Annotated in this window: 26 protein-coding genes; 10 read left to right on the top strand and 16 right to left on the bottom strand. The window is 73.5% G+C overall.

Features of this window, described 5'->3' with window-relative positions; translation table 11 throughout:
- Positions 1-2 precede the first annotated feature (2 nt).
- The 4 genes from AB0G14_RS17370 to AB0G14_RS17355 all read right to left on the bottom strand — a co-directional run bounded on the left by AB0G14_RS17370 (position 3) and on the right by AB0G14_RS17355 (position 4,551).
- Complete coding sequence (locus AB0G14_RS17370) at positions 3-1,712, bottom strand: ABC transporter permease (RefSeq protein ID WP_357698362.1); 1,710 nt, start codon at positions 1,710-1,712, stop codon at positions 3-5.
- Positions 1,697-2,461, bottom strand: coding sequence for an ABC transporter ATP-binding protein (locus AB0G14_RS17365; RefSeq protein WP_357698360.1), 765 nt, complete (start codon positions 2,459-2,461; stop codon positions 1,697-1,699). Before AB0G14_RS17365 ends, AB0G14_RS17370 begins: the two co-directional genes overlap by 16 nt.
- Before the next feature lie 97 nt (positions 2,462-2,558).
- Positions 2,559-4,199 carry a cation acetate symporter gene (locus AB0G14_RS17360; RefSeq protein ID WP_357698358.1) on the bottom strand — a complete coding sequence of 547 codons (1,641 nt, stop codon included), beginning with the start codon at positions 4,197-4,199 and terminating at the stop codon, positions 2,559-2,561.
- A 1-nt stretch (position 4,200) separates the two neighbouring features.
- Positions 4,201-4,551: a hypothetical protein gene (locus AB0G14_RS17355; RefSeq protein ID WP_357698394.1), complete on the bottom strand. Its 351-nt coding sequence runs from the start codon at positions 4,549-4,551 to the stop codon at positions 4,201-4,203.
- Positions 4,552-4,898: 347 nt separating this feature from the next.
- On the opposite strand from AB0G14_RS17355, the gene AB0G14_RS17350 reads away from it, so the two are divergent.
- Both AB0G14_RS17350 and AB0G14_RS17345 read left to right on the top strand, forming a co-directional pair.
- Positions 4,899-5,426, top strand: a complete 528-nt coding sequence (locus tag AB0G14_RS17350; RefSeq protein WP_357698356.1) for a sigma-70 family RNA polymerase sigma factor — start codon at positions 4,899-4,901, stop codon at positions 5,424-5,426.
- Positions 5,413-6,687 (top strand): hypothetical protein, encoded by a 1,275-nt coding sequence (locus tag AB0G14_RS17345; RefSeq protein ID WP_357698354.1) that lies wholly within the window; start codon positions 5,413-5,415, stop codon positions 6,685-6,687. Before AB0G14_RS17350 ends, AB0G14_RS17345 begins: the two co-directional genes overlap by 14 nt.
- A 79-nt stretch (positions 6,688-6,766) precedes the next feature.
- Here AB0G14_RS17345 and AB0G14_RS17340 read toward each other — a convergent pair whose 3' ends face one another.
- From AB0G14_RS17340 to AB0G14_RS17320, 5 genes are all read right to left on the bottom strand, one after another.
- Positions 6,767-7,417 (bottom strand): DUF5701 family protein, encoded by a 651-nt coding sequence (locus tag AB0G14_RS17340; protein WP_357698352.1) that lies wholly within the window; start codon positions 7,415-7,417, stop codon positions 6,767-6,769.
- 63 nt (positions 7,418-7,480) lie between these two features.
- Positions 7,481-8,242, bottom strand: coding sequence for a LytTR family DNA-binding domain-containing protein (locus AB0G14_RS17335; RefSeq protein ID WP_357698391.1), 762 nt, complete (start codon positions 8,240-8,242; stop codon positions 7,481-7,483).
- A 17-nt stretch (positions 8,243-8,259) separates the two neighbouring features.
- On the bottom strand, positions 8,260-9,486 hold the full coding sequence (locus AB0G14_RS17330; protein ID WP_357698350.1) for a histidine kinase: 1,227 nt from the start codon (positions 9,484-9,486) through the stop codon (positions 8,260-8,262).
- A 39-nt stretch (positions 9,487-9,525) separates the two neighbouring features.
- Positions 9,526-11,097 (bottom strand): sugar transferase, encoded by a 1,572-nt coding sequence (locus AB0G14_RS17325; protein ID WP_357698389.1) that lies wholly within the window; start codon positions 11,095-11,097, stop codon positions 9,526-9,528.
- Positions 11,098-11,362: 265 nt separating this feature from the next.
- On the bottom strand, positions 11,363-12,223 hold the full coding sequence (locus AB0G14_RS17320) for a DNA-formamidopyrimidine glycosylase family protein (protein ID WP_357698348.1): 861 nt from the start codon (positions 12,221-12,223) through the stop codon (positions 11,363-11,365).
- A 24-nt stretch (positions 12,224-12,247) separates the two neighbouring features.
- Here AB0G14_RS17320 and AB0G14_RS17315 point away from each other — a divergent pair, with 24 nt between their 5' ends.
- Positions 12,248-13,522: a glycosyltransferase gene (locus AB0G14_RS17315; protein ID WP_357698346.1), complete on the top strand. Its 1,275-nt coding sequence runs from the start codon at positions 12,248-12,250 to the stop codon at positions 13,520-13,522.
- A 521-nt stretch (positions 13,523-14,043) separates the two neighbouring features.
- Here AB0G14_RS17315 and AB0G14_RS17310 read toward each other — a convergent pair.
- From AB0G14_RS17310 to AB0G14_RS17290, 5 genes are all read right to left on the bottom strand, one after another.
- Positions 14,044-14,766: a CDP-alcohol phosphatidyltransferase family protein gene (locus AB0G14_RS17310; RefSeq protein ID WP_357698344.1), complete on the bottom strand. Its 723-nt coding sequence runs from the start codon at positions 14,764-14,766 to the stop codon at positions 14,044-14,046.
- Entirely contained in the window at positions 14,741-15,808 is a 1,068-nt protein-coding gene (locus AB0G14_RS17305) for an iron-containing alcohol dehydrogenase family protein (RefSeq protein ID WP_357698342.1), read from the bottom strand. Before AB0G14_RS17305 ends, AB0G14_RS17310 begins: the two co-directional genes overlap by 26 nt.
- The gene (locus AB0G14_RS17300) at positions 15,796-16,527 is read right to left on the bottom strand and encodes a phosphocholine cytidylyltransferase family protein (RefSeq protein WP_357698387.1); all 732 of its coding nucleotides are present in this window, start codon (positions 16,525-16,527) and stop codon (positions 15,796-15,798) included. The genes AB0G14_RS17305 and AB0G14_RS17300 overlap by 13 nt, the downstream gene beginning before the upstream one ends.
- A gap of 79 nt (positions 16,528-16,606) precedes the next feature.
- The gene (locus AB0G14_RS17295; protein WP_357698340.1) at positions 16,607-17,377 is read right to left on the bottom strand and encodes a hypothetical protein; all 771 of its coding nucleotides are present in this window, start codon (positions 17,375-17,377) and stop codon (positions 16,607-16,609) included.
- Entirely contained in the window at positions 17,374-17,823 is a 450-nt protein-coding gene (locus AB0G14_RS17290; protein WP_357698338.1) for an NUDIX domain-containing protein, read from the bottom strand. Before AB0G14_RS17290 ends, AB0G14_RS17295 begins: the two co-directional genes overlap by 4 nt.
- A 115-nt stretch (positions 17,824-17,938) precedes the next feature.
- Here AB0G14_RS17290 and AB0G14_RS17285 point away from each other — a divergent pair, with 115 nt between their 5' ends.
- The 5 genes from AB0G14_RS17285 (at position 17,939) to corA (ending at position 22,762) form a co-directional block, all read left to right on the top strand.
- Positions 17,939-18,328 (top strand): CBS domain-containing protein, encoded by a 390-nt coding sequence (locus tag AB0G14_RS17285; RefSeq protein WP_357698337.1) that lies wholly within the window; start codon positions 17,939-17,941, stop codon positions 18,326-18,328.
- A gap of 230 nt (positions 18,329-18,558) precedes the next feature.
- Complete coding sequence (locus tag AB0G14_RS17280) at positions 18,559-19,065, top strand: sigma-70 family RNA polymerase sigma factor (protein WP_357698335.1); 507 nt, start codon at positions 18,559-18,561, stop codon at positions 19,063-19,065.
- Complete coding sequence (locus AB0G14_RS17275) at positions 19,062-19,658, top strand: hypothetical protein (RefSeq protein WP_357698333.1); 597 nt, start codon at positions 19,062-19,064, stop codon at positions 19,656-19,658. Before AB0G14_RS17280 ends, AB0G14_RS17275 begins: the two co-directional genes overlap by 4 nt.
- Before the next feature lie 507 nt (positions 19,659-20,165).
- Positions 20,166-21,260 (top strand): PLP-dependent aminotransferase family protein, encoded by a 1,095-nt coding sequence (locus tag AB0G14_RS17270; RefSeq protein WP_357698331.1) that lies wholly within the window; start codon positions 20,166-20,168, stop codon positions 21,258-21,260.
- 353 nt (positions 21,261-21,613) lie between these two features.
- The gene (corA, locus tag AB0G14_RS17265) at positions 21,614-22,762 is read left to right on the top strand and encodes a magnesium/cobalt transporter CorA (RefSeq protein ID WP_357698385.1); all 1,149 of its coding nucleotides are present in this window, start codon (positions 21,614-21,616) and stop codon (positions 22,760-22,762) included.
- Positions 22,763-22,845: 83 nt separating this feature from the next.
- Here corA and AB0G14_RS17260 read toward each other — a convergent pair whose 3' ends face one another.
- Positions 22,846-23,658, bottom strand: coding sequence for a hypothetical protein (locus tag AB0G14_RS17260; protein WP_357698329.1), 813 nt, complete (start codon positions 23,656-23,658; stop codon positions 22,846-22,848).
- An 84-nt stretch (positions 23,659-23,742) separates the two neighbouring features.
- Here AB0G14_RS17260 and AB0G14_RS17255 point away from each other — a divergent pair, with 84 nt between their 5' ends.
- Together AB0G14_RS17255 and AB0G14_RS17250 are read left to right on the top strand one after the other, a co-directional pair.
- Positions 23,743-24,273, top strand: coding sequence for a peptidylprolyl isomerase (locus tag AB0G14_RS17255; RefSeq protein WP_350682508.1), 531 nt, complete (start codon positions 23,743-23,745; stop codon positions 24,271-24,273).
- A 94-nt stretch (positions 24,274-24,367) separates the two neighbouring features.
- On the top strand, positions 24,368-25,282 hold the full coding sequence (locus AB0G14_RS17250; protein WP_357698327.1) for a rhomboid family intramembrane serine protease: 915 nt from the start codon (positions 24,368-24,370) through the stop codon (positions 25,280-25,282).
- 117 nt (positions 25,283-25,399) lie between these two features.
- On the opposite strand, the gene AB0G14_RS17245 is transcribed toward AB0G14_RS17250, so the two are convergent.
- Complete coding sequence (locus tag AB0G14_RS17245; protein WP_357698324.1) at positions 25,400-25,831, bottom strand: PH domain-containing protein; 432 nt, start codon at positions 25,829-25,831, stop codon at positions 25,400-25,402.
- Between the last annotated feature and the right edge of the window lie 25 nt (positions 25,832-25,856).

Below are 25,856 nucleotides of genomic sequence, written 5' to 3'. Positions count from 1 at the left end.
CGTCAGCGGCGCGGGGTCACCGTGGCGAGCAGTTCGGGCATGCGGCGGTCCAGCACGTCGCCGGCCAGGTACGCGCCGAGCAGCGCCGCGCCCAGCCCGTACGCCGCGCCGAGCGGCAGGGCCAGCCAGAGCCAGACGTCGCCGAGCAGCCCGGCGGCCACCACCATCGGCACCGCGGCGACCGCCGAGGCGAGCATGGACAGCAGGGTGAGGAAGCTCTTCGCCACCCCGGCGCCGCTGTTCAGCGCGAACGGGTTGCTCGTCTCCGGCAGCGAGTACGCCCCGAGCACCGAGACGAAGGTGTTGACGGCGAGCCCCGCGCCGTAGGTGGCGATCAGGGTGCCCGCCATCAGCCCGATCCAGCCGGGCTCGCCGAGGACCACCGCCACGACCACGGAGATCACCGCCAGCATCGGCAGCAGGTAGATCGAGAACGCGACCATCCGGGCGCGCAGCTCCACCTGCCCCGGTACGCCCGCCACCACGTTCGCGGCGTACGCGCTGCCGTCGAAGCCGAACTGGTTGGCCAGGGTGACCGCGGCGAGCAGGCCCACGAAGAGCATCGACAGGCTGACCAGCACCGGCGACGCCGTGTCGGGGACGCTGAACCCCTGCTCCGCCCCCACGCTGAAGCCCGAGCCGCCGAGGTTGACCATGACCGGCACGAAGAGGCCGACGACCGCGACGGTGATCAGGTTGGCCCGCCGCCGGGCGTCCCGCCACCAGTAGCGGGCCTCCCGGGCGACCAGCGCGCCGAACCGGTCCCGGCGGGCCCAGCCGACCGCACGCGGGAAGAGCTGGGCGACCGCCCCGCCGGCCACGCCGCGTCGGGCCCGGGCCGGGCCGGCGCTGGCCGCGCCCACCATGGCCGACTCGAGCGAGCGGGACCACCAGGCCAGCAGCGCGACGATCGCCGCCGCCGTGATCAGCAGCTTCACCGGGGCGGCCCAGGCGCGGCCCTCGGCCACGTCGATGCCGGCCGTCCAGGGGGCGCCGAACGGCGTCCAGCCGATCACCTCGGCCACGCCGTCGAGCCGGTCCCAGTCCGCGTCCCCAAGGGCGGCGACGCCCGCGAGCTGCAACGGGCCGAGCAGCGCGGCGAGCACGGCGAGCAGCACGGCGGCCAGGTCACGGACCCGGCGGGACCGCAGCGCCGTGGCGAACGCGCTGGTGACCGCCCGGGCCCCCGCGACGCAGAGCAGCAGCCCGGCGACCACCCCGACCGACATCACCGCGGCGGCGGACCAGCCGCCCAGCGCCCCGGCGGTGACCACCAGCCCGGAGAGGGCCAGCAGCACCGCGAGCGTGGGGACATTGACGAAGGCGGCGGCGAAGAGCCCGGTGACCAGCGTGCGGCGGGGCAGCGGCAGCAACGCGAACCGGGCCGGGTCCAGCGTCTCGTCCACCCCGAAGAAGACCAGCGGCAGCAGCAGCCAGCCGAGCACGGCCAAGCCGCCGCCGAGGGAGGCGACCATCAGCGCGTAGCGGCCCCCGTCGGCCAGGCCGGGCGCGGCGAAGAGGAAGAAGCCGGTGCCGCCGAGCCAGAGGCCGGCCAGCACGCCGGCCACGAAGAGGCCGACCCGCCAGCCCTGGCCCCGGAAGTTGTTGCCCATCACCCGCAGCTTGAGCCGGACGAAGTGCCGGGCGGAGACCCGTCGGACCGCCGTGGTCGGGCTGGTCGGGCTGGTCGGGTGCGTTACCGCGACAGCCACGCCAGCTCCTCCCCGGTCGCCGTGCGGCCGCCGACCACCTCGACGAAGACCTGCTCCAGCGGCCGGCCACCGCGTACCTCGTCGATGGTGCCGACCCGCTTGATGGTGCCCGCCGCCAGGATCGCCACGTGCGAGCAGAGCCGCTCGACGACCTCCATGACGTGGCTGGAGAAGACGACCGTTCCGCCCCCGGTCACGTACCGGTGCAGGATGTCCCGGATCAGCGCGGCCGACACCGGGTCGACCGCCTCGAAGGGCTCGTCCAGCACGAGCAGCCGGGGCCCGTGCAGCAGCGCGCAGGCCAGGCCGATCTTCTTCTTCATGCCGGCGGAGTAGTCGACCACCAGGGTCCGCCCGGCGTCGCCGAGCGCGAGCACGTCCAGCAGCTCCGCCGCCCGCTGGTCGACCACCGCCGGGTCCATGCCCCGCAGCAGGCCGTGGTACGCGAGCAGCTCCGCGCCGCTGAGCCGGTCGAAGAGGCGTACGCCGTCCGGCATCACGCCGAGCAGCCGCTTCGCGGCCACCGGGTCGGCCCAGACGTCGTGCCCCAGCACCCACGCCCCACCGGCGTCGGGCCGGAGCAGGCCGACCGCCATGGACAGGGTGGTCGTCTTGCCGGCGCCGTTCGGGCCGAGCAGGCCGTAGAAGGAGCCGGCCGGCACGTCCAGGTCGACACCGGCCACCGCGACCTTGCCGTCGAACTGTTTGGCCAGGCCACGGAGGGAGAGAGCCGGGTGCTCAGCAGTCATGCGTCCGACCGTATCCGGCGTCGGCCGGCCACCGGTCCGGCCGCAGGATGATCCCCCGGTCATCCCCGAGGCGTACCCGGGGCGTGGCAGCGGTCGCTCACAGCCGCAGCGCCTCCGGCGCGTGCAGCCGGAGCATGGTGGCCCCGACGTCGGCCGGCGCCCGGCGGCGGGTCGCCACGGACACCGCCACCATCACGGTGAAGGCCAGCGGCACCGTCCACGCGGCCGGCTGCGCGGTGAGCGTGGCCGGCCAGCCGGACAGCGGCGGGCCGAGCACGGTGACCAGCACCGCCCCGACAGCGGCCCCGCCACCGACCAGGATCCCGGCGGCGGCGCCGAGGTCGGTCAGCCCGCGCCACCAGATGCCCAGCACCAGCAGCGGGCAGAAGCTGGACGCGGCGACCGCGAACGCCAGCCCGACCACCTGGGACACGTCCAGCCCGGCGAGGTTGAGCGCGAGCACCGCCGGCACGCCGCCGGCGATCACCGTGGCCAGCCGGAACCCGCGGACCGAGCCCCGGCCGAGCACGTCGGTCGAGATCACCCCGGCGACGCTGGTGAGCAGCCCGGACGAGGTGGACAGGAAGGCCGCGAACGCGCCGGCCGCGACCAGCGCGGCGAGCAGCCGCCCGGTCGCCCCGTCGCCCAGCGCGGCGCCGGGCAGCAGCACCACCACCGCGTCCGTCTGGCCGGTGACGAGCAGTTGCGGGGTGTAGATCCGGCCGAGCACCCCGTAGATGGTGGGCAGCAGGTAGAACGCGCCGACCAGGGCCAGCACCACCAGCGTGGTGCGCCGGGCGGCCGCGCCGTCCGGGTTGGTGTAGAAACGCACCAGCACGTGCGGCAGCCCCATGGTGCCGAGGAAGGTGGCCAGGATCAGCGAGTAGGTCGCGAACAGGCCCCGGTCGTCGTCCCCGGCGGTGCTCGGCAGCAGCCAGTCGGCCGCGTCGGTGGCCACCCCGGAGACCTCCGGCACCGGGTCACCGGCGGCGAACGACAGCTCGTCGCCGGGGCGTACCTCCCGGATCTGGCCGTCGGGAAGGGTGAGGGTCGCGCGGTGCTCGACCACGACGGTGGTCGCGGTCCGGAACGTCGGCCCGTCGGGCGGGGTCACCGCCGGACGGGCGTCGGCCTGCCACTGCAACGCCAGGAAGATCGCCGGTACGGCGAGCGCGGTCAGCTTCAGCCAGTACTGGAAGGCCTGGACGAAGGTGATCGCGCGCATGCCGCCGAGCGCCACGTTCGCGGTGACCACCACGGCCACCAGCAGGGCCCCCAGGGGGTACGGCGAGCCGGCCACCGTGGCCAGCGTCAGCCCCGCCCCCTGGAGCTGCGGCACGAGGTAGAGCCAGCCGATGAAGATCACGAAGGCGGTGGCGAGGGTGCGTAGCCGGCGCGAGCCGAGCCGCAGCTCGCAGAAGTCCGGCAGGGTGAACGCCCCGGAGCGGCGCAGCGGCGCGGCCACGAAGAGCAGCAGCGCGAGGTAGCCGGCGGCGAAGCCCACCGGGTACCAGAGCACGTCGACGCCGTACTTGAGGATCAGCCCGGCGACGCCGAGGAAGCTCGCCGCCGAGAGATACTCGCCGCCGATCGCCGCCGCGTTCCAGGTCGGGCTGATCGCCCGCGAGGCGACCAGGAAGTCGGAGGTGGTGCGCGCCAGCCGCAGCCCGTAGAAGCCGATGCCGACGGTGACCAGGGTGACCGCCACGATCGCCGGGACGACGAGATCGTTGCCCACGTTAGCGCTCCGGCCGCTGGACCAGATCGGTGAAGTCCTGCTCGTTCCGTTCGGCGAGCCGCACGTACGCCCAGCCGACCGCGATCAGGAACGGGAACGAGACCACGCCGAGCAGCAGCCACGGCAGGTTGACGCCGAGCACGGTGATCCGGCCGACGTCGGGCGCGATGGCGAACAGCCACGGCAACCCGCCGAGCCCGATCGCCACCACCAGGGAGAGCCGCAGCGCCAGCGCGAACTGGGCCCGGACCAGCCCCCGGACGAGCGCCTCGCCGACCCGGGTCTGCTGGGCCAGCTCGGCGCGGGTGCGCTCCGCCCGGTCCTCCCGGCGGGACACCTCGGCCAGCACGATCCGGGCCCGAGGCTGGGCGGCCGGAGTCTGTCCCGGTACGCCCGGCCGGGGCTGCCCGGGCGCCCCCGGCCGTGGCTGTTCCGGCGGCCCGGGCCGGCCTGCGGTCCGGGCCGCCCGGGCGCGATCGTCGGCGGCGGCCACCCCGGCAGTCTCGCCTGATCAGCGCGATTGTCAAGGGGCCGGTCGGCGTCGCGTCGGTGCGCGGCCCGGTCGGTGGGGCCGTCCGCACCGGGCTGTGCATAACCTGTGGAGAACGCGTCACCCCTGTGGATAACTCCGTGGAAACCGCTGTCGCCGGAACCTTCTGCCCCGCTGGCGAGTGGGACAGGTGGAGAAGGGAGGTGACGGTGTCCGACGGTGATCTGATCTCGGAGGTCTACGCCGGGTGTTTCCGCCGGCTCGTGGTCCAGCTGTACGCGGTGACCGGCGACCTGAGTGAGGCGCAGGAGGCGGTCCAGGAGGCGTTCACCCGGGCGCTTGCCGCGCCCCGGCGCTTCGCCGGGCTGGAGAACCCGGAGGCGTGGCTGCGGCGGGTGGCGGTCAACGTGGCCCGCAGCCGCCACCGGCGTCGCCGGGTGCTCGACGGGTTGCTGCGCCGGATCGGCCCCCCGCCGGTCGTCGCGGACACCGCGCCGGAACACCTGGCGCTGCTCGCCGCCCTGCGGCAGCTGCCCGAGGGGCAGCGGCACGCGCTCGCCCTGCACTACCTCGTCGACCTGCCGGTGGACGAGGTGGCGGCGACGCTCGGCGTCTCCGCCGGCACGGTCAAGTCCCGCCTGTCGCGCGGCCGGCAGGCGTTGGCGGCATTGCTCACCGACTCCGACTCCGACGCCATCGACAGCATGCAGACCGGGAGGGCCGATGTCCGATCGTGAGTTCAGCGGGTTCGACGTCGGGACCGTCGCCGACGCCGTCCGTCAGCCGCCGCTCGACGACCTGTGGGTGGCCGCCCGGGCCCGCCGCCGGCAGCGTACCGCCGGGTTGGCGCTGGCTCTCGTCGTTGCCTTCGCCAGCATGGCGGTCCTGCCCCTGGCCGCCGGCAACCGGGGGGGCGACTGGGCCGGCCCGGACCAGCCTCCGGTGAAGCCGTACCGGGGCGGGCAGCTGTTCCTGACCGGGCCGGACTCGGGCGTCGTCGCGGGAGTGTGGGACAGCGACGGGGGATGTCCCACCGTGCGGTTCAGACACACCGATGACGGCGGGCGGAGTTGGACCGGCGACGAGGCGACCCGCTACCGCACCACCCGCTGCGGCGAGGACGCCGAGGGAAGGCCGCTCGCCACCCCGGAGTTCTCGGTGCTCGGGCAGCGCTCCTACCTGATCCGCGACGGGGACCTGCTGAAGCTCTCCACCGACTACGGCCGCACCTGGCGGGACGCCGCGCAGGCGATGGTGACGGTGTCCGCCTTCCCGGCGAAGGCCCGACCGGTCTTCTGCCAGGGGCATGTGGGCTGTGGCGCGCTCCGGGAACCGGTGGCCGTGGACCCGTCGACGGGGGCGGTCTACCGGCTCGGCGGCACGCCCCCGTCGCCCTATCCACCCTTCAGCATCTACCCGAGCGTGGACGGAGCCATCTGGGTGACCTACTGGCCGGGTGACATCGGCGTCATGGTGGTCGCTCGGAGCGTGGACCGGGGCGCCACCTGGAACACCTGGCGGCCGGCCAAGGGAGCGGACGTGCGTGCGGTGGTCGGGGTCAGTGGACAGGAGGCGTACCTGTTGATCGATCCGCCGCCGCCGCCGGGTGCGCCGCCGATGGCGGTGGAGGGTCCGGTCCAACTGCTGCGGACCACCGATGGGGGGAAGAGCTGGGCGGACGTCGGCACCGACCTCCCCGACACCCCGGAGGGGCTGGCGATGACCATCGGTTCGGACGGCGCACTGCTGGTGGCCGAGTCGGACAACGTCGCCGATGAGAACGAGGTGCCCACCTTCACCTCGCGTCTCTGGGCCAGCCGGGACTCCGGGCGGCACTTCACCACGGTCCGCACCTACGACCGGCGCGACGGCGGGGTCGGCGCCGCCCCCGGGTACGCCTGGCTCTACGGCCGCGACGACATGACGGTGGGCGGCGCGGACCACGTGCAGCTCACCACGGACGGCGTGACCTGGACCCGGTTCCCTCTCCCGGACTGACCGAGCGCGGGACGGCCGGGCAGAGGCGATCAGGCCGGGACGGCCGGGGCGTCAGCTCCCCGGCCGTCCCGGCGACCGCTCAGGGCAGGCCGACGCGCTCCGGACGGGCGGAGGCGGAGCCGAGCCAGGTGTGCGGGTTGCCGTACCAGCACCAGCCGAGCTTCGGCGCGCCCTGGCTGATCCAGATCGCCGGCACCCGCCTGTCGCCGCAGCGGGAGCCGACCAGCGAGAAGCACTTGTTCTTGGCCAGCGCCTCGGGGTGCAGCGTGACGAAGGCGAGCCCCTCGTCGATGGTGAGCGGCAGCCGGCCCTGGCCGGTGATCACCTCCATCGCGGCGGCCGGCGCCAGGTTCAGCGTCTCCTCGCCCCGGTCGACGTCGAAGAGCAGGTACGCCGGCCCGGCCGGCACCTCCAGCTCCTTGATCGGGTCGAACTTCGGCAGGTCGCCCTCGGCGTAGTGCCGGTCGACGATCCCCGGCTTCCGCTTGCCGGCCAGCGTGGTGAGTGCGACCCGCGCCTCCACCGGCACCAGGTCGCGGGTGACCACCAGCAGGAACGGCACCCGACCCTCGGCCGGCGCCGGCAGGCCCGCCGCCCCGGTGACGGCCGCCGCCCGCAGCGGGGCGACGAGGGCACGGAAGGCGTCCTCGGTCAGCTCGGCCAGGGCCGGGTAGCCCAGCTCCACCAGGCGGTCGAGCTGACGGTCGAATTCGGTCGCGGCATCGAACAAGGCGGCCTCCATATGTCGTACGGAGTACCGTACAGCGTACGACAATGCGAGCTTATTCCCGCCTCAGCGGTTCCAGTCCTGCTTCGCCGCGCGCACCAGCTTGTCCTTCAGCTCGCGGGTGTGCCGGCGGCTCACGGGCAACTCGGCCGAGTCGACCACCACGACATAGCCGGAGTTGACCAGCCGCAGCTCGGCGATCAGCTTGAGCTGCACCAGGTACGACCGGTGGATCCGGACGAACCCGGCATCCGCCCAGCGCTCGGCCAGGGTCGCCAGCGACACCCGGACCAGGTGCGAGCCGTCGGCGGTGTGCAGCCGCGCGTAGTCGCCCTGTGCCTCCACCCAGCGCACCGCCGAGCGGGGCAGCATCCGGGTGGTGCCGGCCAGCTCGATCGGGATGGTCGGGTCCTCCTCCGCCCGCGCGAGGGCCGCCGGGTGCGACGGCACCACCCGCGCGCCGATGACCCGACGCAGCGACTCGGCGAGGCGTTCGGCGCGTACCGGCTTGCGGACGTAGTCGGTGGCGCCCAGGTCGAACGCGTCCACCGCCCCGTCGTCGTACGCGGTGACGAAGACGATCGCCGGTGGGCGGGCGAAGCGGCGCAGCACCCGGGCCAGCTCCATGCCGTCCAGCCCGGGCATCCGGATGTCGAGGAAGACCACGTCCACGTCGCCGTCGCGGAGCACCCGCAGCGCCTCGGTGGCGTCCCCCGCCGTGTGCAGCCGGGCCACCCGGGGGTCGGCCCGCAGGTGGTACGCCAGCTCGTCCAGCGCCGGCGGCTCGTCGTCGACCGCCAGCACCCGGAGGAAACCGGACGGGTTCACCCCGCCGGTCCGGTCGATCACGAGCCCGCCCGTACGCCGGGGTGGAACTTCGGCACCCGCATGCTCACCTTCGTACCGGAACCGAGGCCCGTCTCGACGACGAGGCCGAAGCCGTCCCCGAAGACCGAGCGGAGCCGCTCGTCGACGTTGGAGAGGCCGACGTGCTGGCCCGGGTTGTCGCCCGGGTCCCCGGTGGCGCCGGCCAGCTCGGCGATGCCGGCGGTCAGCGCGGTCGGATCCATCCCCACTCCGTCGTCCTCCACCGTTATGTGGCACTCCGTGCCCGCGTCCCGGGCCTCGATGCACACCATGCCCGTGCCCGGCTTGCGGGACAACCCGTGCCGGACGGCGTTCTCGACCAGCGGTTGCAGGCACAGGAACGGCAGGGTCACGGGCAGCACCTCGGGGGCGATCTGGAGGCGCACCTGGAGTCGGTCGCCGAACCGGGCCCGCTCGATGGTCAGGTAGCGGTCGATCGAGCGCAGCTCCTCGGCCAGCGTGGTGAACTCGCCGTGCGCCCGGAACGAGTACCGGGTGAACTCGGCGAACTCCAGGATCAGCTCCCGGGCCCGGTCGGGGTCGGTGCGCACGAACGAGCCGATCGCGGTCAGCGCGTTGTAGATGAAGTGCGGGCTGATCTGGGCGCGCAGGGCGCGCACCTCGGCGCGGGCCAGCCGCTCCCGGGACGAGTCCAGCTCGGCCAGGGCGAGCTGGTTGCCGGCCCAGTGCGCCGTCTCCAGGGTGGCCTGCACCAGGCCGGGCTCCGGCTGGCCGTCGGCGACCGCGACCAGCGCGCCGACCGTGCGCCCGTCGGCGCCGGTCAGCGGGGCGACCACCGCGCCGCGCACCGGGCAGTCCACCCGGTCGCAGTGCAGCTCCGAGTCGCCGAGCACGGTCGAGCGGCCCGTCGCCACGGCCCGCCGGGCCGCCGCGACCAGTTGGTCGTCGTGGTGCCCGCCCCGCCCGTCCAGGGCGAGCAGCGTGTCCCGGTCCGTCAGCGCCAGCCCGGCCGCCCCCACCAGGGCCCGCAGGTGGCGTACGGCCTTCGCCGCGTTGGCCGCGCCCAGGCCGGCGCGCAGCGGCTCGGCGGCCAGCCCGGCGGTGTGCAACACCTCGTAGGTGGCCCGCTGGGTGGCCGTGGCGATGCCCCGCCGCCCGCGCAGCCGGACCACCGCGAACAGGGCCGCGGCCAGCGCGGTGACCAGCGAGACGACGCCGAAGACGGCCGAGAGGTTGCCACCCACGCAGCGATCCTGGCCCCTGCCGGCCCGCTCGCCAAGGGGTCAGTACGCGCCCTTGCGGGCGAGCACCACCCCGACCGTGCGCCACAGGATGCTCAGGTCGTACGCCAGCGACCAGTTGTCGACGTAGTAGAGGTCGAGCCTAACCGCCTCGTCCCAGGACAGGTCGGAGCGGCCGGAGACCTGCCACAGCCCGGTCATGCCCGGCCGGACCAGCAGGCGCCGGCGCACGTCGCCGAGGAAGTCGCCGTCGTCGGCGGGCAGCGGGCGCGGCCCGACCAGCGACATCTCGCCCTTGAGCACGTTGATCAGCTGGGGCAGCTCGTCCAGCGACGAGGCCCGCAGGAAGCGGCCCACCGGGAAGACCCGCGGGTCCTGCTTCATCTTGAACAGCATGCCGTCGGTCTCGTTCTGGTCGACCAGGCTGGCCAGCCGGTCCTCCGCGTCCACGTACATGGTGCGGAACTTCCAGACCCGGAAGGTGCGGCCCTCGTGGCCGACCCGGGGCTGGCGGAAGAACACCGGGCCGGGGTCGGAGAGGCGGATCGAGATCCCGATGGCCAGGAAGACCGGGACCAGCAGCAGCAGGCCCAGCCCGGCGGCCACCCGGTCCATCAGGTTCTTGGCGAGCAGCGCCGGCCCGGACAGGGTCGGCTCCTCGACGTGCAGCAGCGGCAGGCCCTCGATCGGCCGGATGTGCACCCGGGGGCCGGCGATGTCGGTGAGCTGCGGGGCGACGACCAGGTCGACGCCGGAGCCCTCCAGCTGCCAGGCCAGCCGGCGCAGCTCGCCCGGTTCGGCGCTGGCCGAGCCGCAGACCGCGATCGTGTCGCCGCCCACCTCGCGGACGAGGGCGAGGACGTCCCGACCCGCGTACACCGGGACCGGGGTCTCGATGCCCTTGGCGGCCGCGTAGCCGTCGGTGACGTGGATGGCGACCGGCACCAGCCCGGCGGCCGGGTTGCGGGTGACCGCGGTGTAGACCTCCAGGCACTCCGGCAGGGTGCCGACCAGCACCATCCGGTGGCCGGCCTGGCCGATGTTGCGCCGGACCACGTGCAGCACGAAGCGGCAGAGCATCCGGTTCAGCAGGATCAGCAGCAGCGCGGCGAGCAGGGCGGTGCCGACCGTGTAACGGGACAGGTCGGTCTTGGTGGCGAAGGCGAGGAAGGACACCGTGGCCGTGACGGCCACGCCGGCCCGGATGACCCGCTTGTACTCGTCCGGCCCGAGGCCCAGGTAGCGCCGGTCGTAGGCCCGGTTGGCCCAGAGGCTGACCACCCAGCCGAGCGGCAGCAGCACGAACGCCACCGTGTGGAACCACGTCGGATCCTGCTCGGCGTTGTAGAAGCCCGCCCGAGACTGGTCGAACGTCTCGATGGCGATCAGGCTGGCGACCGCGGCGGCCGCGAAGTCGAGCAGCAGCAGGAGGGTGATGTAGGGGCGGTGCCAGCGCGAGACCCGGCGGCGGGCCCGGGCCCACGCGGACCGGGGCACGCCGTTGGGGGACGGCGACGCCGGCGGCTGGATCTCGAAGCTGTCGACGTGCCGCACGAGTTTGCTCCGGCCTGTGTTGGTTACCGGGCGCTGGAGGCTTGTCGTCACCTCACCCATGTCCTCCCGCATGACACGTGCCGCTCACTCGCCGTGAGGGCCCGGGTCGCCCACCGTCCCAGTCTCCCACGCGGTGCCGACCCGTACGCCGACCCGAGGGACATTGCGCCGGTGTGGTGCCGCCTGGCGTCTGGCCGGCTCCGCGCCATTTCAGAAGCCGGGGACCGAGCCACTATACCGATGGATCGCGGCCCCGGTAGAGCTCCGACTCCGACCTTCGGAGCGAGAGGGTCGATTCCCCTCCGTAGTCGGGCAGTGTCGTCACTCACCGTACGAGCCGGGACAACCGACGGTCAGCGAGGGGCTTGCCGCCGGTCTGACAGGTGGCGCAGTACTGGAGGCTGGAGTCGGCGAACGAGACCTCGCGGACGGTGTCGCCGCAGACCGGACACGGCTGCCCGGTCCGGGCGTGCACCTTCAGGCCCGAGCGCTTCTCGCCCTTCAGCTCGGCCGCCTTCTGCCCGACCGACCGGCGCACCGCGTCGCCGAGCACCTCCCGGGTGGCCGCGTGCAGGGCCGCGAGCTGGTCGTCGGTCAGCCGGTGGGTCAGCGCGAACGGCGACAGCTTCGCCGCGTGCAGGATCTCGTCGGAGTACGCGTTGCCGACGCCGGCCAGCACCGTCTGGTCGGTGAGCACCCCCTTGACCTGGCCCTTGCGGCTGCGCATCCGCTCGGCGAAGGTGGCCGGGTCGGCGGCGAGGGCGTCGGGGCCGAGCCGGGCCACCCCGGGCACCGTCGCCGGGTCCGTCACCAGGTAGACGGCGAGGCTCTTCTGGGTGCCGGCCTCGGTCAGGTCGAAGCCGGAGCCGTCGTCGAGGCGTACCCGCAGGGCGACCGGGCCCTTGCCGGGGCGCAGCGGGGCGGCGGACGGGAACGCCTCCCGGTAGTGCAGCCAGCCCGCCCGCGCCAGGTGCACCACCACGTGCAGGTCGCCGTCGAGCACCACGTCGAGGAACTTGCCGTGCCGGCGGGCGTCCACCACGGTCCGCCCGGCCGCAGCGGTCGGTGCCGGGTCGTACGTCTTCAGGGCGCTGATCGCGGCGACCTCGACCCGGTCGACGCGCCGCCCCACCGCGCGCTCGCGCAGGTAACCCGCGAGCGCCTCAACCTCCGGTAGTTCGGGCACCAGCCAACGGTAGCCTTCTTTCCCGTGAGAATCGTGGTGGCGCACAACCGGTACCGGGAAGCCCAGCCGTCCGGTGAGAACACGATCGTCGACGCGGAGATCGCCCAACTGACGGCGGCCGGCGTCGAGGTGCTGCCGTTCATCCGCAGCTCGGACGAGATCCCGACGATGCCGAAGACGGCCAAGGCGCTGCTGCCGATCTCCCCCATCTGGGCGCCCCGCGCGCAGGAGGACCTGAGCCGGCTGATCACCGAGCACCGGCCGGACGTGCTGCACCTGCACAACCCGTACCCCCTGATCTCGCCCTGGGTCGTGCGGACCGCGCACCGGCACGGCGTGCCGGTGGTGCAGACGGTGCACAACTACCGGCAGGTCTGCTCCTCCGGGCTCTACTTCCGGGACGGGATGATCTGCCAGGACTGCCGGGGCCGGGCGCTGGGCGTGCCGGCGATCGTGCACCGCTGCTACCGGGGCTCGCGCGCGCAGAGCGCGCTGATGGCGACCACGCTGGCCGTGCACCGCGGCACGTGGCGCTCGGTGGACCGGTTCATCGCGCTCACCTCGGCGGTCGCCGACCACCTGCGCGACTACGGCATCCCGGCCGAGCGGATCGTGGTGAAGCCGAACGCGATCCCCGACCCGGGCCGTCCCGCCCCGCTGGGCGCGGGGTTCCTCTTCCTCGGCCGGCTCTCCCCTGAGAAGGGGCTGGACCTGCTCCTGGACGCCTGGCGGCGACACCCGGACGGGGCGCTCGGCCCGCTGCGCATCGCGGGCGACGGCGAGCTGCGCCCGCTGGTGGAGGCAGCGGCCGCGGACCGGGCGGACGTGACCTTCCTCGGGCCGCTGGACCGGGCGGGGGTGCGCGCCGCGCTGGAGGCGAGCGCGGTGGTGCTGGCCACCTCGACCTGGCACGACGTGCTGCCCACCGTGATCATCGAGGCGCTCGCCGCCGGCCGCCCGGTGCTCGGCACCGCGCTCGGCGGCATCCCGTACCTGGTCGGCGCGGACGCGCCCCGCGAGCCCGCCGGCACCGGACCGGCCGCCGTCGCCTCCGCCGTCGCCGGGGACGGGCCGGCGCCCCTGCCGGCGGGCGTGCGGCGGGGCGAGGCCGGCTGGGTGGCACCTCCCGAGCCGGCGGCGTTGGCCGCCGCCCTGCCGGTGGCCGCCGCCGGGGCCGCGGCGCTGGCGCCGGCCGCCCGGCTGCGCTACGAGCGCACCTTCCACCCCGACGTGGTCACCAAGCAACTCCTCGACATCTACGCCGGTGTCCTGCGCACCGGCACGCCGGCCGGTCGCTGAGCCGGCCGGCGTTCCGGTCGACCGCGGGGCCGGCCGGCCCTCGGTCGGCTACTGAGGCTGCCGGCCCTCGGTCGGGCGCTGAAACGCTGTCGCTCCGGTGGGACGCGGAGCGTGTCGGTGAGCCGTCGGCCGTCACTCCGCGTGACTGCCCGTCAGGGAGCGACTCGCATCACTGAGCGTGATTGCACTCGCTCTCGTCCGGTGTCAAAAATAATCGCCTCAGGTGTCACGCATCCTGTTGAGCAGCGCCTTCACCATGATCCGCGTTTCCGCCCCGGTGACCACTCGCCGACGCTTTGCTCTGCACCCATCCACGCACCGGACACGTGCGGTAGCTGGTGCGCCGGTGGGTGCAGAGCAAAGCGTGCGGTGCGGGAGACCGGCGGGTGCCGCGACACGCGCGTGACGATCGCGGAGGGTAACTGCCCGGTGCCCGGTGCCCGGTGCCCGGTGCCCGGTGTCGGGCGTCAGGCCGGGTGGGGTGGCAGCCGGGCGGACCGGGAGGTGGTCGGATGTCCTCCTCAGCGCAGCGAGGCGCGGGCGGAGAAGGCGATGCTGGCGAGCAGGAAGCCGCCGTTGACGATCGTGAAGGCGACCATCACCCAGAGGACGAGGGCGGGGGCGAACATCAGCACCAGACCGGCGGCGAAGATCACCGCGCCGTAGTCGCGGACCAGCTTCACCAGGCGTACGGGCAGCGAGGTCGAGGTGACCATGCTGGCCGCGTTCGGGCCGGCCTGCATCACCGAGGTGACCAGGTTGACCATCCAGGTGCCGGCGAAGATCGCGACGAGCCAGCTCGGCGTCGACGGCTCCTGCGCCACCGCCGTCGCCGCCAGCGCGGCGACCAGGGCGATCTGGGCGGCCACGTCGGCGAGCACGTCGACCCGGGCACCGGCCGCGCTGCCCTGCCCGGTCACCCGGGCGAGCTGACCGTCGGCGCAGTCCAGGGAGTACGCGACCTGCCAGCCCACGAGGGCGAGCAGCCCGACCGCCCAGGCCGGCACCTCGCCGGCGGCGACCCGACCGGCGAGCGCGACCACGGTGACCGAGGTGGCCAGGCCGAGCACCAGGTTGGTGATGGTCAGCGCGGTCGGGCGCAGCCCGAGGCGCTGGGCGACGAGCGCGAAGACCGCGCCCAGCCACTGGCTGACCGATTCGCTGAACAGGCCGCCGCCCCGGTTCACCCGGTGGAAGTCGGCGACGGTGGGGCGGGGCTCAGCCAAGGTGGTCGCGGATTGCACCGGCGTAGTCTGCCAGCCGATCCCGGATCTCGGTAGGCGACATCGCCAGGTGTTCGAGGATGGTGTAGCGGTCCGGCCGGGTGGCCGGCGCGAACTGTACCGCTTCGACAAACTGGTCGTCGGTCAGCTCGACCTCGGCCGGCAGGCGCGGCAGCCCGTGCCGCGCCAGGCAGGCGGACATCTCTACGAACCGGCGCTCGTCGCCGCGCAGGAACGTGCAGAACAGCGCGCCGATCCCGGCCAGCTCGCCGTGCGACGCGGTGCCGGGGAACAGCGCGTCGACCGCGTGCATGATCTCGTGGCAGCCGCCGCTGCACGGTCGGCTGGTGCCCTCGATGGCCATCGCCAGGCCGCTGGAGATCAGCGCGTCGGCCAGCACCGTGACGAACCCGTCGTCGCTCATGTCGCCCGGGTGGTTGAGCACCGCCTCCGCGCCGGCGCGCGACAGCGAGGCGGCCAGCCCGTCGACCGGCTCGCCGCGTACTCGCCGGGCCAACTCCCAGTCGGCCAAGGCGCTGATGTTGCTGACCACGTCGCCGATGCCGGCGCGGTTGTGCCGCTCCGGCCCGGCCTCGACGAAGTCCAGGTCGACGATGACCGCGATCGGGATGTGCACCCCGTAGGAGCCCTTCAGGCCCTCGGTGATCAGGCTGGCCACCGGGGAGGCGATGCCGTCGTTGGCGAGACTGGTCGCCACCGAGACCATCGGCAACCCGCGCCGGGTGGCAGCGTACTTGGCTACGTCAATCGTCTTGCCGCCGCCGATGCCGACGACCGCGTCGTAGGACCGGTGCCGTAGCTTCGCCCCCAGGTCGTCGGCGGCGTCCAGCGTCCCTCCGGCGACCGTGAACACGTCCGCAGAGCGCAGCGACGGCCGGATCAGCTCGGCGATCCGCTCGCCCTGCCCCGGCCCGACCACCACGGCGACGTCGCCACCGGCGGAGATCCGGCCGTCGGAGAGGATCGACGCCAGGTCGGCCACCGCGCCCCGGCGCACGTCGATGTGCAGCGGGGTGAGGACGCTACGGGCTAGTAGCGGCACGCGATCTCCCGCGCGCGGGCCAGGTCGGCGTGGTTGTCGACCTCGACCCAGGAGACGTCCCCGATCGGTGCCGCCCGTACCTCGCCGCCCCGGTCGGCGAACTCCTGGTAGCCGTCCTCGTAGTAGAGGTTCGGGTCGCGCCGCCAGGCGGCCTCCAGCGCGTCGGCGAGGGCGTCGGCCACCTGCGGCTCGATCAGCGTCGCGCCGATGTACTCCCCGTACGCCTCGCCCGGGTCCATGATCTTGGTGATCCGGGTGAGCTGGCCGGCCGCGTCGAAGGTGGTCTTCATCTCCTCCTCGGCCAGCGCCTTGATCGTGTCGACGGCGAGCAGGATGCCCGGGCCGCGCTCGGCCAGCAGGGTCTTCTCCACGCTCACCGGGTGCACGGTGTCGCCGTTGACCAGCAGCACGCCCCGGGCGAAGTGCTCCCGGGCCAGCCAGAGCGAGTACGCGTTGTTCCACTCCTCGGCCTTGTCGTTGTGCACCAGGGTCAGCGTGACGCCGTACCGCTTCTCCAGGTCGGCCTGCCGCTCGCGTACCGCGTCGGCCGCGTAGCCGACCACGATCACGATCTCGGTGAGCCCCACCTCGGCCAGGTTCCGCAGCGCGATGTCCAGGATGGTGGTGTCACCGTCCACCGGCACCAGCGCCTTCGGCAGGGTGTCGGTGTACGGGCGCAGCCGGCGCCCCGCCCCGGCCGCGAGCACCATCCCGATCATTGAGGCGTCCTCCCTCGTACGACTCCCGGTCACCGCTGGAGGATAGCGCCGCGTGACGTCATCGCTGTCGCCAACCGGGTCAGCCGGGCAGCGCCGCCAGGTCCGCCAGCATCGCCAGCCGCTCCTCGGCGGTCAGCACGGCGTACGGGCCGGCGGCCCGCCGGTCAGTCTCCAGCTCGATGGCGAGCTGCTCCGGCCCGGGCGGCAGGGCGGCGACGCTCGCCGCGGTGTGCCCGGCGGCGGTCCAGGCGGCGGCGTGCGCGTCGGCCCGGTGGTAACGCAGCGTGCCCAGCCGGTTGAGCAGCAGCACGCCGGGCGGGGTGCCGTCCGGCTCGTACGGCGGCGCCATCGCGGCGAACGCGGCGCCGTCGTCGGCGCCCTCTTCCTCGGCGAGCACCAGCGCGTACGCGAGCACCCGGCCGAGCGCCTCCACCAGCCGGAGCACGCGGTCGTCGTGCCCGGCCCAGAGTTCCTCGGTCACCTCGGCGTGCACCTGCCAGATCCCGGCGAGGAAGGCCAGCCCGCGTTCGGTGGCGGAGAGCCCGCCGTCGGGGCTGCGGTGGATCATCCCGTACGCCACCTGCTTGTCCAGGGCCCGCCGGCAGTCGGCCGGGTCCCGGTAGCGGGTGACCGCCGCGAACCCGGCCTCGTCGACCGTCCCGCCGGGTGCCGCGAGGCGGGTGCGGAACTCCAGCAGGAAGCCGGTGGCCGCCGGCCCGCCGTACTGCTGGCTCAGCTCCGCGCCGCCACCGTCGCGGCCGGCCAGCATGCCGGCGACGAAGGCCCGGTCGACCGCCGGGGCGACCAGGCCGGCGAACCGGTGCGGCGCCAGCTCGACGCTGTCGTTCACAGACCGATCGAACGCAGGGCGGCGAAGGCTTCCTCCGCGATCCGCCGGATCAGGCCGTCGTTGACGTCGCGGTGCTCGTCGAGCAGGCCGACCTCGTCGGCGGCGAGCCACCGGAACTCGGTGTGCTTGCCCGCCTCCAGCGTCGGCCGGGCGAGGTCGCCGTCGACCCGGACCAGCCAGTCGCTCTCGATCCGTTCCAGGCCGTCGTCGGCGACGTAGCGGTACTCCCCGACGTGGCCGAGCACGTGCGACACCGTCCAGCCGGTCTCCTCGGTCACCTCCCGACGCAGCGCGTCGTCCACGTCCTCGCCCGGTTCCAGGTGGCCGCCGACGATGTCCCAGCAGTTGGGAAAGATGCGCCGGTCGGGAGACCGTCGCTGGACGAAGAGGCGGCCCTCGTCGTCGACGATCAGCGCGCCGGCGCAGCGCAGAGGCTCGGTGGACACGCCACGACAGTAGCGAGCGGTCGGGCGTCGCGGCGATGCCCGGTCTTGTCCCGGCAACATCCGGAGCGGACCATGTCCCCTACCGGATGCCACCGTCCCACAGGGGTGATGCGTGATGCAGGTACGGGAAGCGATGTCCAGCGAGGTCCTCGTGGTCGGCCCGGAGCACACGCTCCGTCAGGCGGCCCGGATGATGTCGGCCCGCGGCGTCGGGTCGGCGGTCGTGATCGATCCCGACTCCGAGGGGGTCGGCATCATGACCGAACGTGACGTGCTCAAGGCCATCGGCGCCGGCCTGGACTGCGACGTCGAGCGGACGGGCGCCCACCTCACCTGGGACGTGGTCTACGCCGGGCCGGAGTGGACGGTGGAGGAGGCCGCCGCCGCGATGGCCCGGGGCGGCTTCCGGCACCTGGTGGTGCTCGACGGGCGCGAGGTGGCCGGGGTGATCTCCGTCCGCGACATCATGCGGGTCTGGGCGGAGAGCATGGCCGAGGCGAGCTGAGTTGCCGGTCCGTCGCGGGTCTGGCAGACCGATCGACGGATGAGGATCCCGGTGAGGGTCTTTGATCTTTTTTGGTTGCTCTGGTAGGTCGGCAAATGATGACCATGGGGGGCCGCAGGCGCATGGTCGACTACGACGCGTGAGCGGGCGATCGCACCCTCGGATGCCGCTGGCACACCGGCAGGTTCTCTCGCCGAATTCGGCCGGGCGGTAAGTGTGCCGGCGCTCTGATGCGTGTACGGCATGTGGGACGTGAGCATGCACAGTTCGCAGAGTTCTACCGGCTCCACCGTGCCGCCTGCCTGAAGGCGGTGGTGGCGGCGACCGGTGATCGTCAGGGCGCCGAGGACCTGGTAGCGGAGGCTTTCACCAGGGCCTGGATGTCCTGGCGGAAGGTCAGCCGGCACCCGGCCCCGCAGGGATGGGTAGTCCGTACCGCCCTGAACGCGAGGGTGTCGGCGTGGCGGCGACGGCGCCGGGAGGTCGCCCTGGCGGACATGCACGACGTGGTGGTCGACCGGGACCCGGGCGGCGTGGACGCGACGCTGATGGCGGCGTTGCGCCAGTTGCCCGCCCGACAACGCGAGGTGATCGCGTTGCGGGTCTTCCTCGACCTGGACACTTGCGCCACCGCTGGAGTGCTCGGCATCGCCGCGGGAACCGTCTCCGCCCACCTTTCGCGGGCCGTCGCGACGCTGCGCGGCCAACTCGCCCCTGCCAATAGCCGAGGAGAATGAGCGTGCGAGACGAAGACGTACTGAGTGCGGTGTCGAACGGGCTGTCCGGCCTGGACATGCAGCGGCCGGTGGAGGAGATCGTCGCCGCGGGCAATGCGCGCCGCCGGCGCCGGGCGGGCGTGGTCACCATGGCTGCAGTGGCGCTTGCCGCCGGGCTGGCGGTGGGCGTGTCGTCGCTCGCCGGCTCGGGGCCGGGCGCGACGCCGACTGCGCAGCGGCCGGCCGCCACGGCCCCCGTGCACCCGGCCGCGTTCTCGTTGGTCAGCAACCTTGACGGCACCCTGACCCTGACGCTGTCGAGGAAGCAACTCGCCGACCCGGACGCGCTCCGCAAGGCGCTCGTCGACGCCGGAGTGCGGGCGAAGGTCACGACCGATGGCACGACGTGCCATTCGAACCCGCGCCCGCGCAACATGGAAGCGGTCTTCCCCTCGGCGAAGCACCAGCCCGACGACACCGTCATCGTGATCAACCCGGCGGCCATGGAGCCCGGCTCGGTGGTGGTCATCGGCCTGATCGAGCCGGATGGCGGGGTCGTCGTCTTCGGCCTCTCCTGGGAGGACAAGTTGATCTGCTCGAAGCCGCGACGGTGACGCGCGTCGCCTTCGTCCCGGGCTTGTCGTGCCCCCGCGTCCGTGATCTGAGCGGCTACGTGAAATCCGGCGTGGGTGGCTGGGGCTCAGGGGAGCGGTTGCCGGCGGGCTGGGGGACGGCCGGTGGGTGCACTCGTGCCAGGCGGGAGGTGATCGCGCCGTCGACCCGTCGCGGTGGCGGCTGGCCATGTACTCGGTCCCCTGCGCGGACCATGACCGGCGCCTGGCCTGGCTGAGTGCTGGCGGTGGCCGATGCGTCAGAGGGGTCAGCCCGTCGGGCTGACGCCTCTGAGCCGGCCTGGCGGTCCTACTTCGACTGGGTCAGCTCATCGCGGCGCTCGGGCTGCACGTGGACGGGCTTCCGCGAGGCGCAGCACGACCCGCTCGGCCTTCCGGTCTGATCTGCCGCCGACCGGTTGACGCAGGTCACCCGTCCCGGTGGCTCAGGATGCGGACATCGCCGTGCCGTCGGCGCGCACCCCACCGCCTTCCGTACGCTGAACAGCCATGACCGCCGAGCAGCTGATCTCCTTCGCCCGTGGCGCTCCCTCGCTGGACATCGTCGATGTCGAGGGGCTCAAGGCCGCCGCCGTCCGCGCGTTCGACGCCGATCCCGCCGGGGTGACGGCGTACGGCACCTCCGTCGGCTACCTCCCCCTGCGGAAGTGGATCGCCGAGAAGCACGGGGTCTCCGCCGACCAGGTGATGATCACCAACGGGTCGTTGCAGGCCGACGCGTTCCTCTTCGACCACCTGGTCCGCCCCGGCGACGCGGTGGTGGTGGAGCGCCCGACGTACGACCGGACCCTGCTCAACCTCCAGCGGATGGACGGCGAGCTGCACGGCGTCTCCATCCAGCCGGACGGCCTCGACACCGCCGAGCTGCGCAAGCTGCTGGAGTCCGGGGTGCGCCCCCGGCTCGCGCACGTCATCCCGAACTACCAGAACCCGGCCGGCGTGACGCTGAGCCTGGAGAAGCGCCGCGAGCTGCTCGACCTCGCCGCCGAGTACGAGTTCACGATCTTCGAGGACGACCCGTACGCCGACATCCGGTTCCGGGGCGAGGCGCTGCCGTCGATGCTCTCGCTCGACACCCGCAACGTCGTGGTGCACGCCTCCAGCTTCACCAAGACGGTCTGCCCGGGGGTGCGGGTCGGCTACCTGGTCGGCCCGGCGGACCTGATCGGCGACATCGCGAAGAAGGCGACCAGCCTCTACATCTCGCCCGGCATGGTCTCCGAGGCGATCGTGCACCAGTTCTGCGTCTCCGGCGACATCGAGCGCTCGATCGAGACGGTGCGCGCCGCGCTCGGCGAGCGGGCCCGGGTGCTGGCCGAGTCGCTGCGCCGGCACATCCCCGAGGCCCGGTTCGTGGAGCCGGACGGCGGCTACTTCCTCTGGGTCGAGCTGCCCGAGGACGTCGAGGTCGACAGGCTCGCCCCGGCCGCCGCCGAGCGCGGGGTCGCCGTGGTCAAGGGCAGCGACTTCGTGGTCGACGGCGGGCGGCACGCCCTGCGGCTGGCGTACTCGGCGGTGACCGCCGATCGGATCGACGAGGGCGTCCGGCGGCTGGCGGAGGCCATGGCGGCCGTACGGGGCTGATTTCTGTCGGATTTCTGACAGTGCGGCGATACCGGCCGTCCCGGGGCTCCCGCCGGGGCGGCCGGTGGCCCACAATGCTGCGAGCGTCACTCACCACGTAGCGCAACTCACCGTCCGGCGCCGGCCCACGCCGCGCCCGACGACGAGCCCGATCCGGCCCCCGCCGGGCGGCACGCGGAGCGACGCGAGCAGCACAACCCCCGCCCCCAAGGGTGCCGGGTGGGCCGTGTCGTCCCCTCACCCCCCTGATGCGGCCCGGCCCGCCCGGCGCCACCACGGTCGATCGTCACCGCCCGTGACCGTCGACGGCGGCGTACCCTGCTAGCCGCGGCAGCGCGTGGGGAGGGGGCGTGATGACGGACCGGGGGCAGCGGGGGCGGACGGCCTCGCCGAGCGGCGGGCGGGTGCTCAGGCCCCGGGACTGGGCGGCGCCCGTGCGGGCGATGACCCGCCGGCTCAACCCCGACAACCTCCAGGGCCCCCCGACGCCGGCCGGCCCGCAGCGCAGCGCGGTGGTCGACTGCGCCCTCTACGTCGACGGCCGGCGGCAGCCCGGCGACTGGCGGTACGCCGACGCGCTCGCCGCGGCCCGCCGCGAGGAGAACGGCTTCGTCTGGCTCGGCCTGCACGAACCGGAGCTGGCCGAGATGACCGCCATCGCCGCCACCTACGGCCTGCACGAGCTGGCCGTCGAGGACGCGGTCAAGGCGCAGCAGCGCCCCAAGCTGGAGCAGTTCGGCGAGGTCAGCTTCCTGGTTCTGCGGACCGCGCGCTACTGCGAGCACGCCGAGCTGACCGAGAACTCCGAGGTCGTCGAGACCGGCCAGGTGATGCTCTTCATCGGGCCGAACTTCCTGATCAGCGTCCGGCACGGGGACGCCTGCCGGCTGGCCCCCGTCCGGGCCGACCTGGAGACGAAGCAGGACCTGCTGCTCCACGGGCCCTGGTCGGTGGCGTACGCGGTCACCGACCGGGTGGTGGACATCTACCTGGAGGTCGCCGACCGGCTGGAGGACGACCTCGACACGCTGGAGGTCGAGGTGTTCGACCGCCAGTCGAGCGGCCGGATCCAGCGGATCTACCAGATGAAGCGGGAACTGGTGGAGTTCAAGCGGGCGGTGACGCCGCTGCAACGCCCGCTGATGACGCTCACCGCGCAGCTGAACCGGGACGTGCCCGACGAGATCCGCCGCTACTTCCGCGACGTGCAGGACCACCTCAGCCGCACCGTCGAGCAGGTCAACTCCTACGACGACCTGCTCAACTCCATCCTCCAGGCCCGGCTGGCCCAGGTCACGGTCGACCAGAACAACGACATGCGCAAGATCGCCGCGTGGGCGGCCATCGCCGCCGTCTGGACCGCCATCGCCGGCATCTACGGCATGAACTTCGACGTCATGCCGGAGCTGCGGATGACGTACGGCTATCCGGTCGTGCTGGCCCTCATGCTCGCGATCTCGCTGGCCCTCTACCGCTGGTTCCGCCGCAACGGCTGGCTCTGAGGCGGGGGCGGGGGCGGGGACGCGGAAGCGCCGGCGGCGCGGGGTGACCCGCTCTGCCGGCGCTTTCCGGGGACTTCGGGGCGTCAGCGACGCCCGTTGGTCTTGGCGCCCTTGCCCAGCGCCTCGGTCAGGTCGTCCGCCGGGCGGCCCGACACGTCCTTGGCGCCCTCGGCCACCGACGGGACCTTGTCCGTCGCGTGGACCGTCGGCTGCGTGCCGGGGGTGGTGGTGGAGGCGCTGTCGCCGCCGGCCACCGCCGAGCTGCCGGCACCGGTCGGCCCGCCGGCCACGCCCGAGCCGCTCGACAGCGTCGAGGCGTCGGTGACCGGGGTCCGGATCTCCATGGTCTCGACCTCGTCGCGCATCGGTTCCAGCGTGCGGGTCGGGTCGTACTCGGCCCACTCCTGCTGCTCGCGGCGGCGACGCATCGCCATCGCGGCGACGCCGGCCACCGCGCCGGCCGCGAGGAGACCGGTCAACATGGACCCGCCGCGCCGCGTGTTCTTCTTCCGGGAAGCCTTCATGTTCTTCGCCTTGACCTTCCTGGTGACCGCGGCCTGCTTGGCTGCGGCGGCCTTCCTGCCGGTGCCCGCCTTGCCCGCCGCCTCGGCCTGGGCCTTGCGGACGGCCAGGGCCAGCGGCGCGAGCGCGGCGACCGTGGACGCGAGACCGCTGGACGCGCGGTCGCGCACGATGACGGCGGTCGGCGCGACGGCGCCCCGGGCCGCCTGGACCCGTGGGCCGACGGTGGCGCCAGCGCCCTTCGCGGCGTACGTCGCGGCCTGCCTCAGGTGACCGAGGCCCTGGTTCAGCTCCGCCTTGGCCAGCTGCCCCTGGGTCTTACGCCGCCCGATTCCAAACACGGTCCCACCTCCTGGGAGTTGTTCCTTCGTCATCCTCCACCTTCGGATGCCTCCGCACTGCCAGATCGGGCACATGGGAGGATCCGCATGGAACTGACCAACGAGTGAGGAGTACCCGTGGCCGAGGCTGTCTACGCCACCTTGCACACCAACGCTGGCCCGATCCGGCTGGAGCTCTTCCCCAACCACGCGCCGAAGACCGTCAAGAACTTCGTCGACCTGGCCGAGGGCAACCGCGAATACACCGACCCGCGCACGGGTCAGCCGGGCAGTGGGCCGTACTACGACGGCACCATCTCGCACCGGGTGATCAGCGGCTTCATGATCCAGATGGGCGACCCGACGGGCACCGGCCGCGGTGGCCCGGGGTACAAGTTCGCCGACGAGTTCCACCCGGAGCTGCGCTTCGACCGGCCGTACCTGCTGGCGATGGCGAACGCCGGGCCGGGCACGAACGGCTCGCAGTTCTTCATCACCGTCTCGCCGACGCCGCACCTGAACAACCGGCACACCATCTTCGGTCAGGTGGCCGACGAGCAGTCCGCGAAGGTCGTCGACTCGATCGCCAACACCCCGACCGGCCCGAACGACCGGCCGCTGCAGGACGTCGTCATCGAGCGGGTCGAGATCGAGCGCTCCGCTGCCTGAGTCGTCCGCGAGGTACCTTTGCCCACATGACTGAGCGCTCCGAAGGTCGGGACCGGTTGGCGGGCCGCGCGGCCCGCGTCGGTGGGCGGGCGCGGTGAGCGAGTCGCCGCCGGTCACCCCGGTCTGCTACCGGCACCCCGGCCGGGAGACGTACGTCCGGTGCACCCGCTGCGACCGGCCGATCTGCCCGGACTGCATGCGGGAGGCGTCGGTCGGGTTCCAGTGCCCGGAGTGCGTGGCGGAGGGACGTCGTGGCGTGCGGCCGGCGCGCACCGTCTTCGGTGGCGGTGCCGCCGGCCGGCACGGCTACGTCACCAAGGCGCTGATCGCGCTGAACGTGCTGCTGATGCTGCTCTCCATCGCCTCGGACCGGGGCGGGGACGCGGCGGTCGGCGGCTCCGGCTTCGGCGGCCTGATGGGCGGCAGCACCCCGCTGACCGACTGGGGCGCGGTGCTCGGCGGCGCGATCTTCCCCGACGGCACGGTCGGCGGCATCGCCGAGGGCGAGTGGTACCGCCTGGTCACCGCGATGTTCCTGCACTACGGCGTGGTCCACCTGCTGCTGAACATGTGGGCGCTGTGGGTGCTGGGCCGGTCGCTGGAGGCCAGTCTCGGGCCGCTGCGGTTCGGCGTGCTCTACCTGGTCTCCGGGCTGGGCGGGAACGTCGCCGCCTACCTGTTCAGCGAGCAGAACCAGCTCACCGCCGGCGCGTCCACGTCGATCTTCGGCCTCTTCGCCGCGCTGGTGGTCATCGAACGCAGGATGGGGCGGGACATCTCCCAGGTGCTCCCCATCCTGGTGATCAACCTGGTCTTCACGTTCACCGTGCCCGGCATCTCGATCCCCGGGCACCTGGGCGGGCTGGTGGTCGGCGGGCTGGTGGCGCTCGTGTTCGCGTACGCCCCACGGTCCCGGCGGACGCTGGTGCAGTTCGCCGGCGGCGCGGTGGTCGTGGCGGCGCTGCTCGGCCTGGCGCTGATCCGCACCGCCGTCATCCTCGGCGGCTGACCGTCCGCTCGGTCGTGCCGCAGGACCGAGCGGGCCGTGCGGCGGGCCACCCCGCCGGCCGCCGCGCCGGCCGCCCCGCCGGCCGCCCCGCCGGCCGCCGCGACGGCTGACCGCCGCTCAGCGCGGGCGGGCCTCGTGCAGGGCCTCGGCCACGTCGGCGGGCTCGGCGCCGAGGTCGAGGCGGCCGAAGAGGTGCAGCGACTCCCCGGCGTCGATCTCCAGCACCTCGCTGGTCAGGCCCAGCCGGGCGCGGCGGTCCACGGTGACCCGCTCGACGGTCGACCAGGACAGCCGGCGGCGACCCGCGAAGCCCTGGACGACGGTGACCCCCTCCGGGCCGACCGCCAGTCGGACCGGCGCCACCAGGTCGCGCGCCGCCCAGGCGGCCAGCGCGGCGGCCGCGACCACGGCCAGCCCCAACTGGACCGGGTCGCCCTCGTCGAGGAGCAGCGCGAGCGCGAGCAGCGCGACCGCGCCGGCCAGCTTGAGTGCCGGCAGGGTGGCCGGCACCCGCCACTGGCGGACGGTCGGGGACGGGTCTGGGCGCATCCGTCCAGGATGCCAGCGCACCCCG

It is taken from the genome of Micromonospora sp. NPDC023814, from assembly GCF_040639595.1.
In the GTDB taxonomy this organism is placed as follows: domain Bacteria; phylum Actinomycetota; class Actinomycetes; order Mycobacteriales; family Micromonosporaceae; genus Micromonospora.
The sequence above is the reverse complement of the archived record's forward strand: the minus strand, read 5'-3'. Positions and strand labels throughout refer to the sequence as shown.

Coding starts and splice junctions, on each gene's coding strand:
- AB0G14_RS17285 (WP_357698337.1), top strand. CDS start 17,939: ATGCAGGTACGGGAAGCGATGTCCAGCGAGGTCCTCGTGGTCGGCCCG.
- AB0G14_RS17275 (WP_357698333.1), top strand. CDS start 19,062: ATGAGCGTGCGAGACGAAGACGTACTGAGTGCGGTGTCGAACGGGCTG.
- AB0G14_RS17270 (WP_357698331.1), top strand. CDS start 20,166: ATGACCGCCGAGCAGCTGATCTCCTTCGCCCGTGGCGCTCCCTCGCTG.
- AB0G14_RS17345 (WP_357698354.1), top strand. CDS start 5,413: ATGTCCGATCGTGAGTTCAGCGGGTTCGACGTCGGGACCGTCGCCGAC.
- AB0G14_RS17325 (WP_357698389.1), bottom strand. CDS start 11,097: ATGGGTGAGGTGACGACAAGCCTCCAGCGCCCGGTAACCAACACAGGC.
- AB0G14_RS17260 (WP_357698329.1), bottom strand. CDS start 23,658: ATGACGAAGGAACAACTCCCAGGAGGTGGGACCGTGTTTGGAATCGGG.
- AB0G14_RS17280 (WP_357698335.1), top strand. CDS start 18,559: ATGCGTGTACGGCATGTGGGACGTGAGCATGCACAGTTCGCAGAGTTC.
- AB0G14_RS17245 (WP_357698324.1), bottom strand. CDS start 25,831: ATGCGCCCAGACCCGTCCCCGACCGTCCGCCAGTGGCGGGTGCCGGCC.
- corA (WP_357698385.1), top strand. CDS start 21,614: ATGACGGACCGGGGGCAGCGGGGGCGGACGGCCTCGCCGAGCGGCGGG.
- AB0G14_RS17300 (WP_357698387.1), bottom strand. CDS start 16,527: ATGATCGGGATGGTGCTCGCGGCCGGGGCGGGGCGCCGGCTGCGCCCG.
- AB0G14_RS17365 (WP_357698360.1), bottom strand. CDS start 2,461: ATGACTGCTGAGCACCCGGCTCTCTCCCTCCGTGGCCTGGCCAAACAG.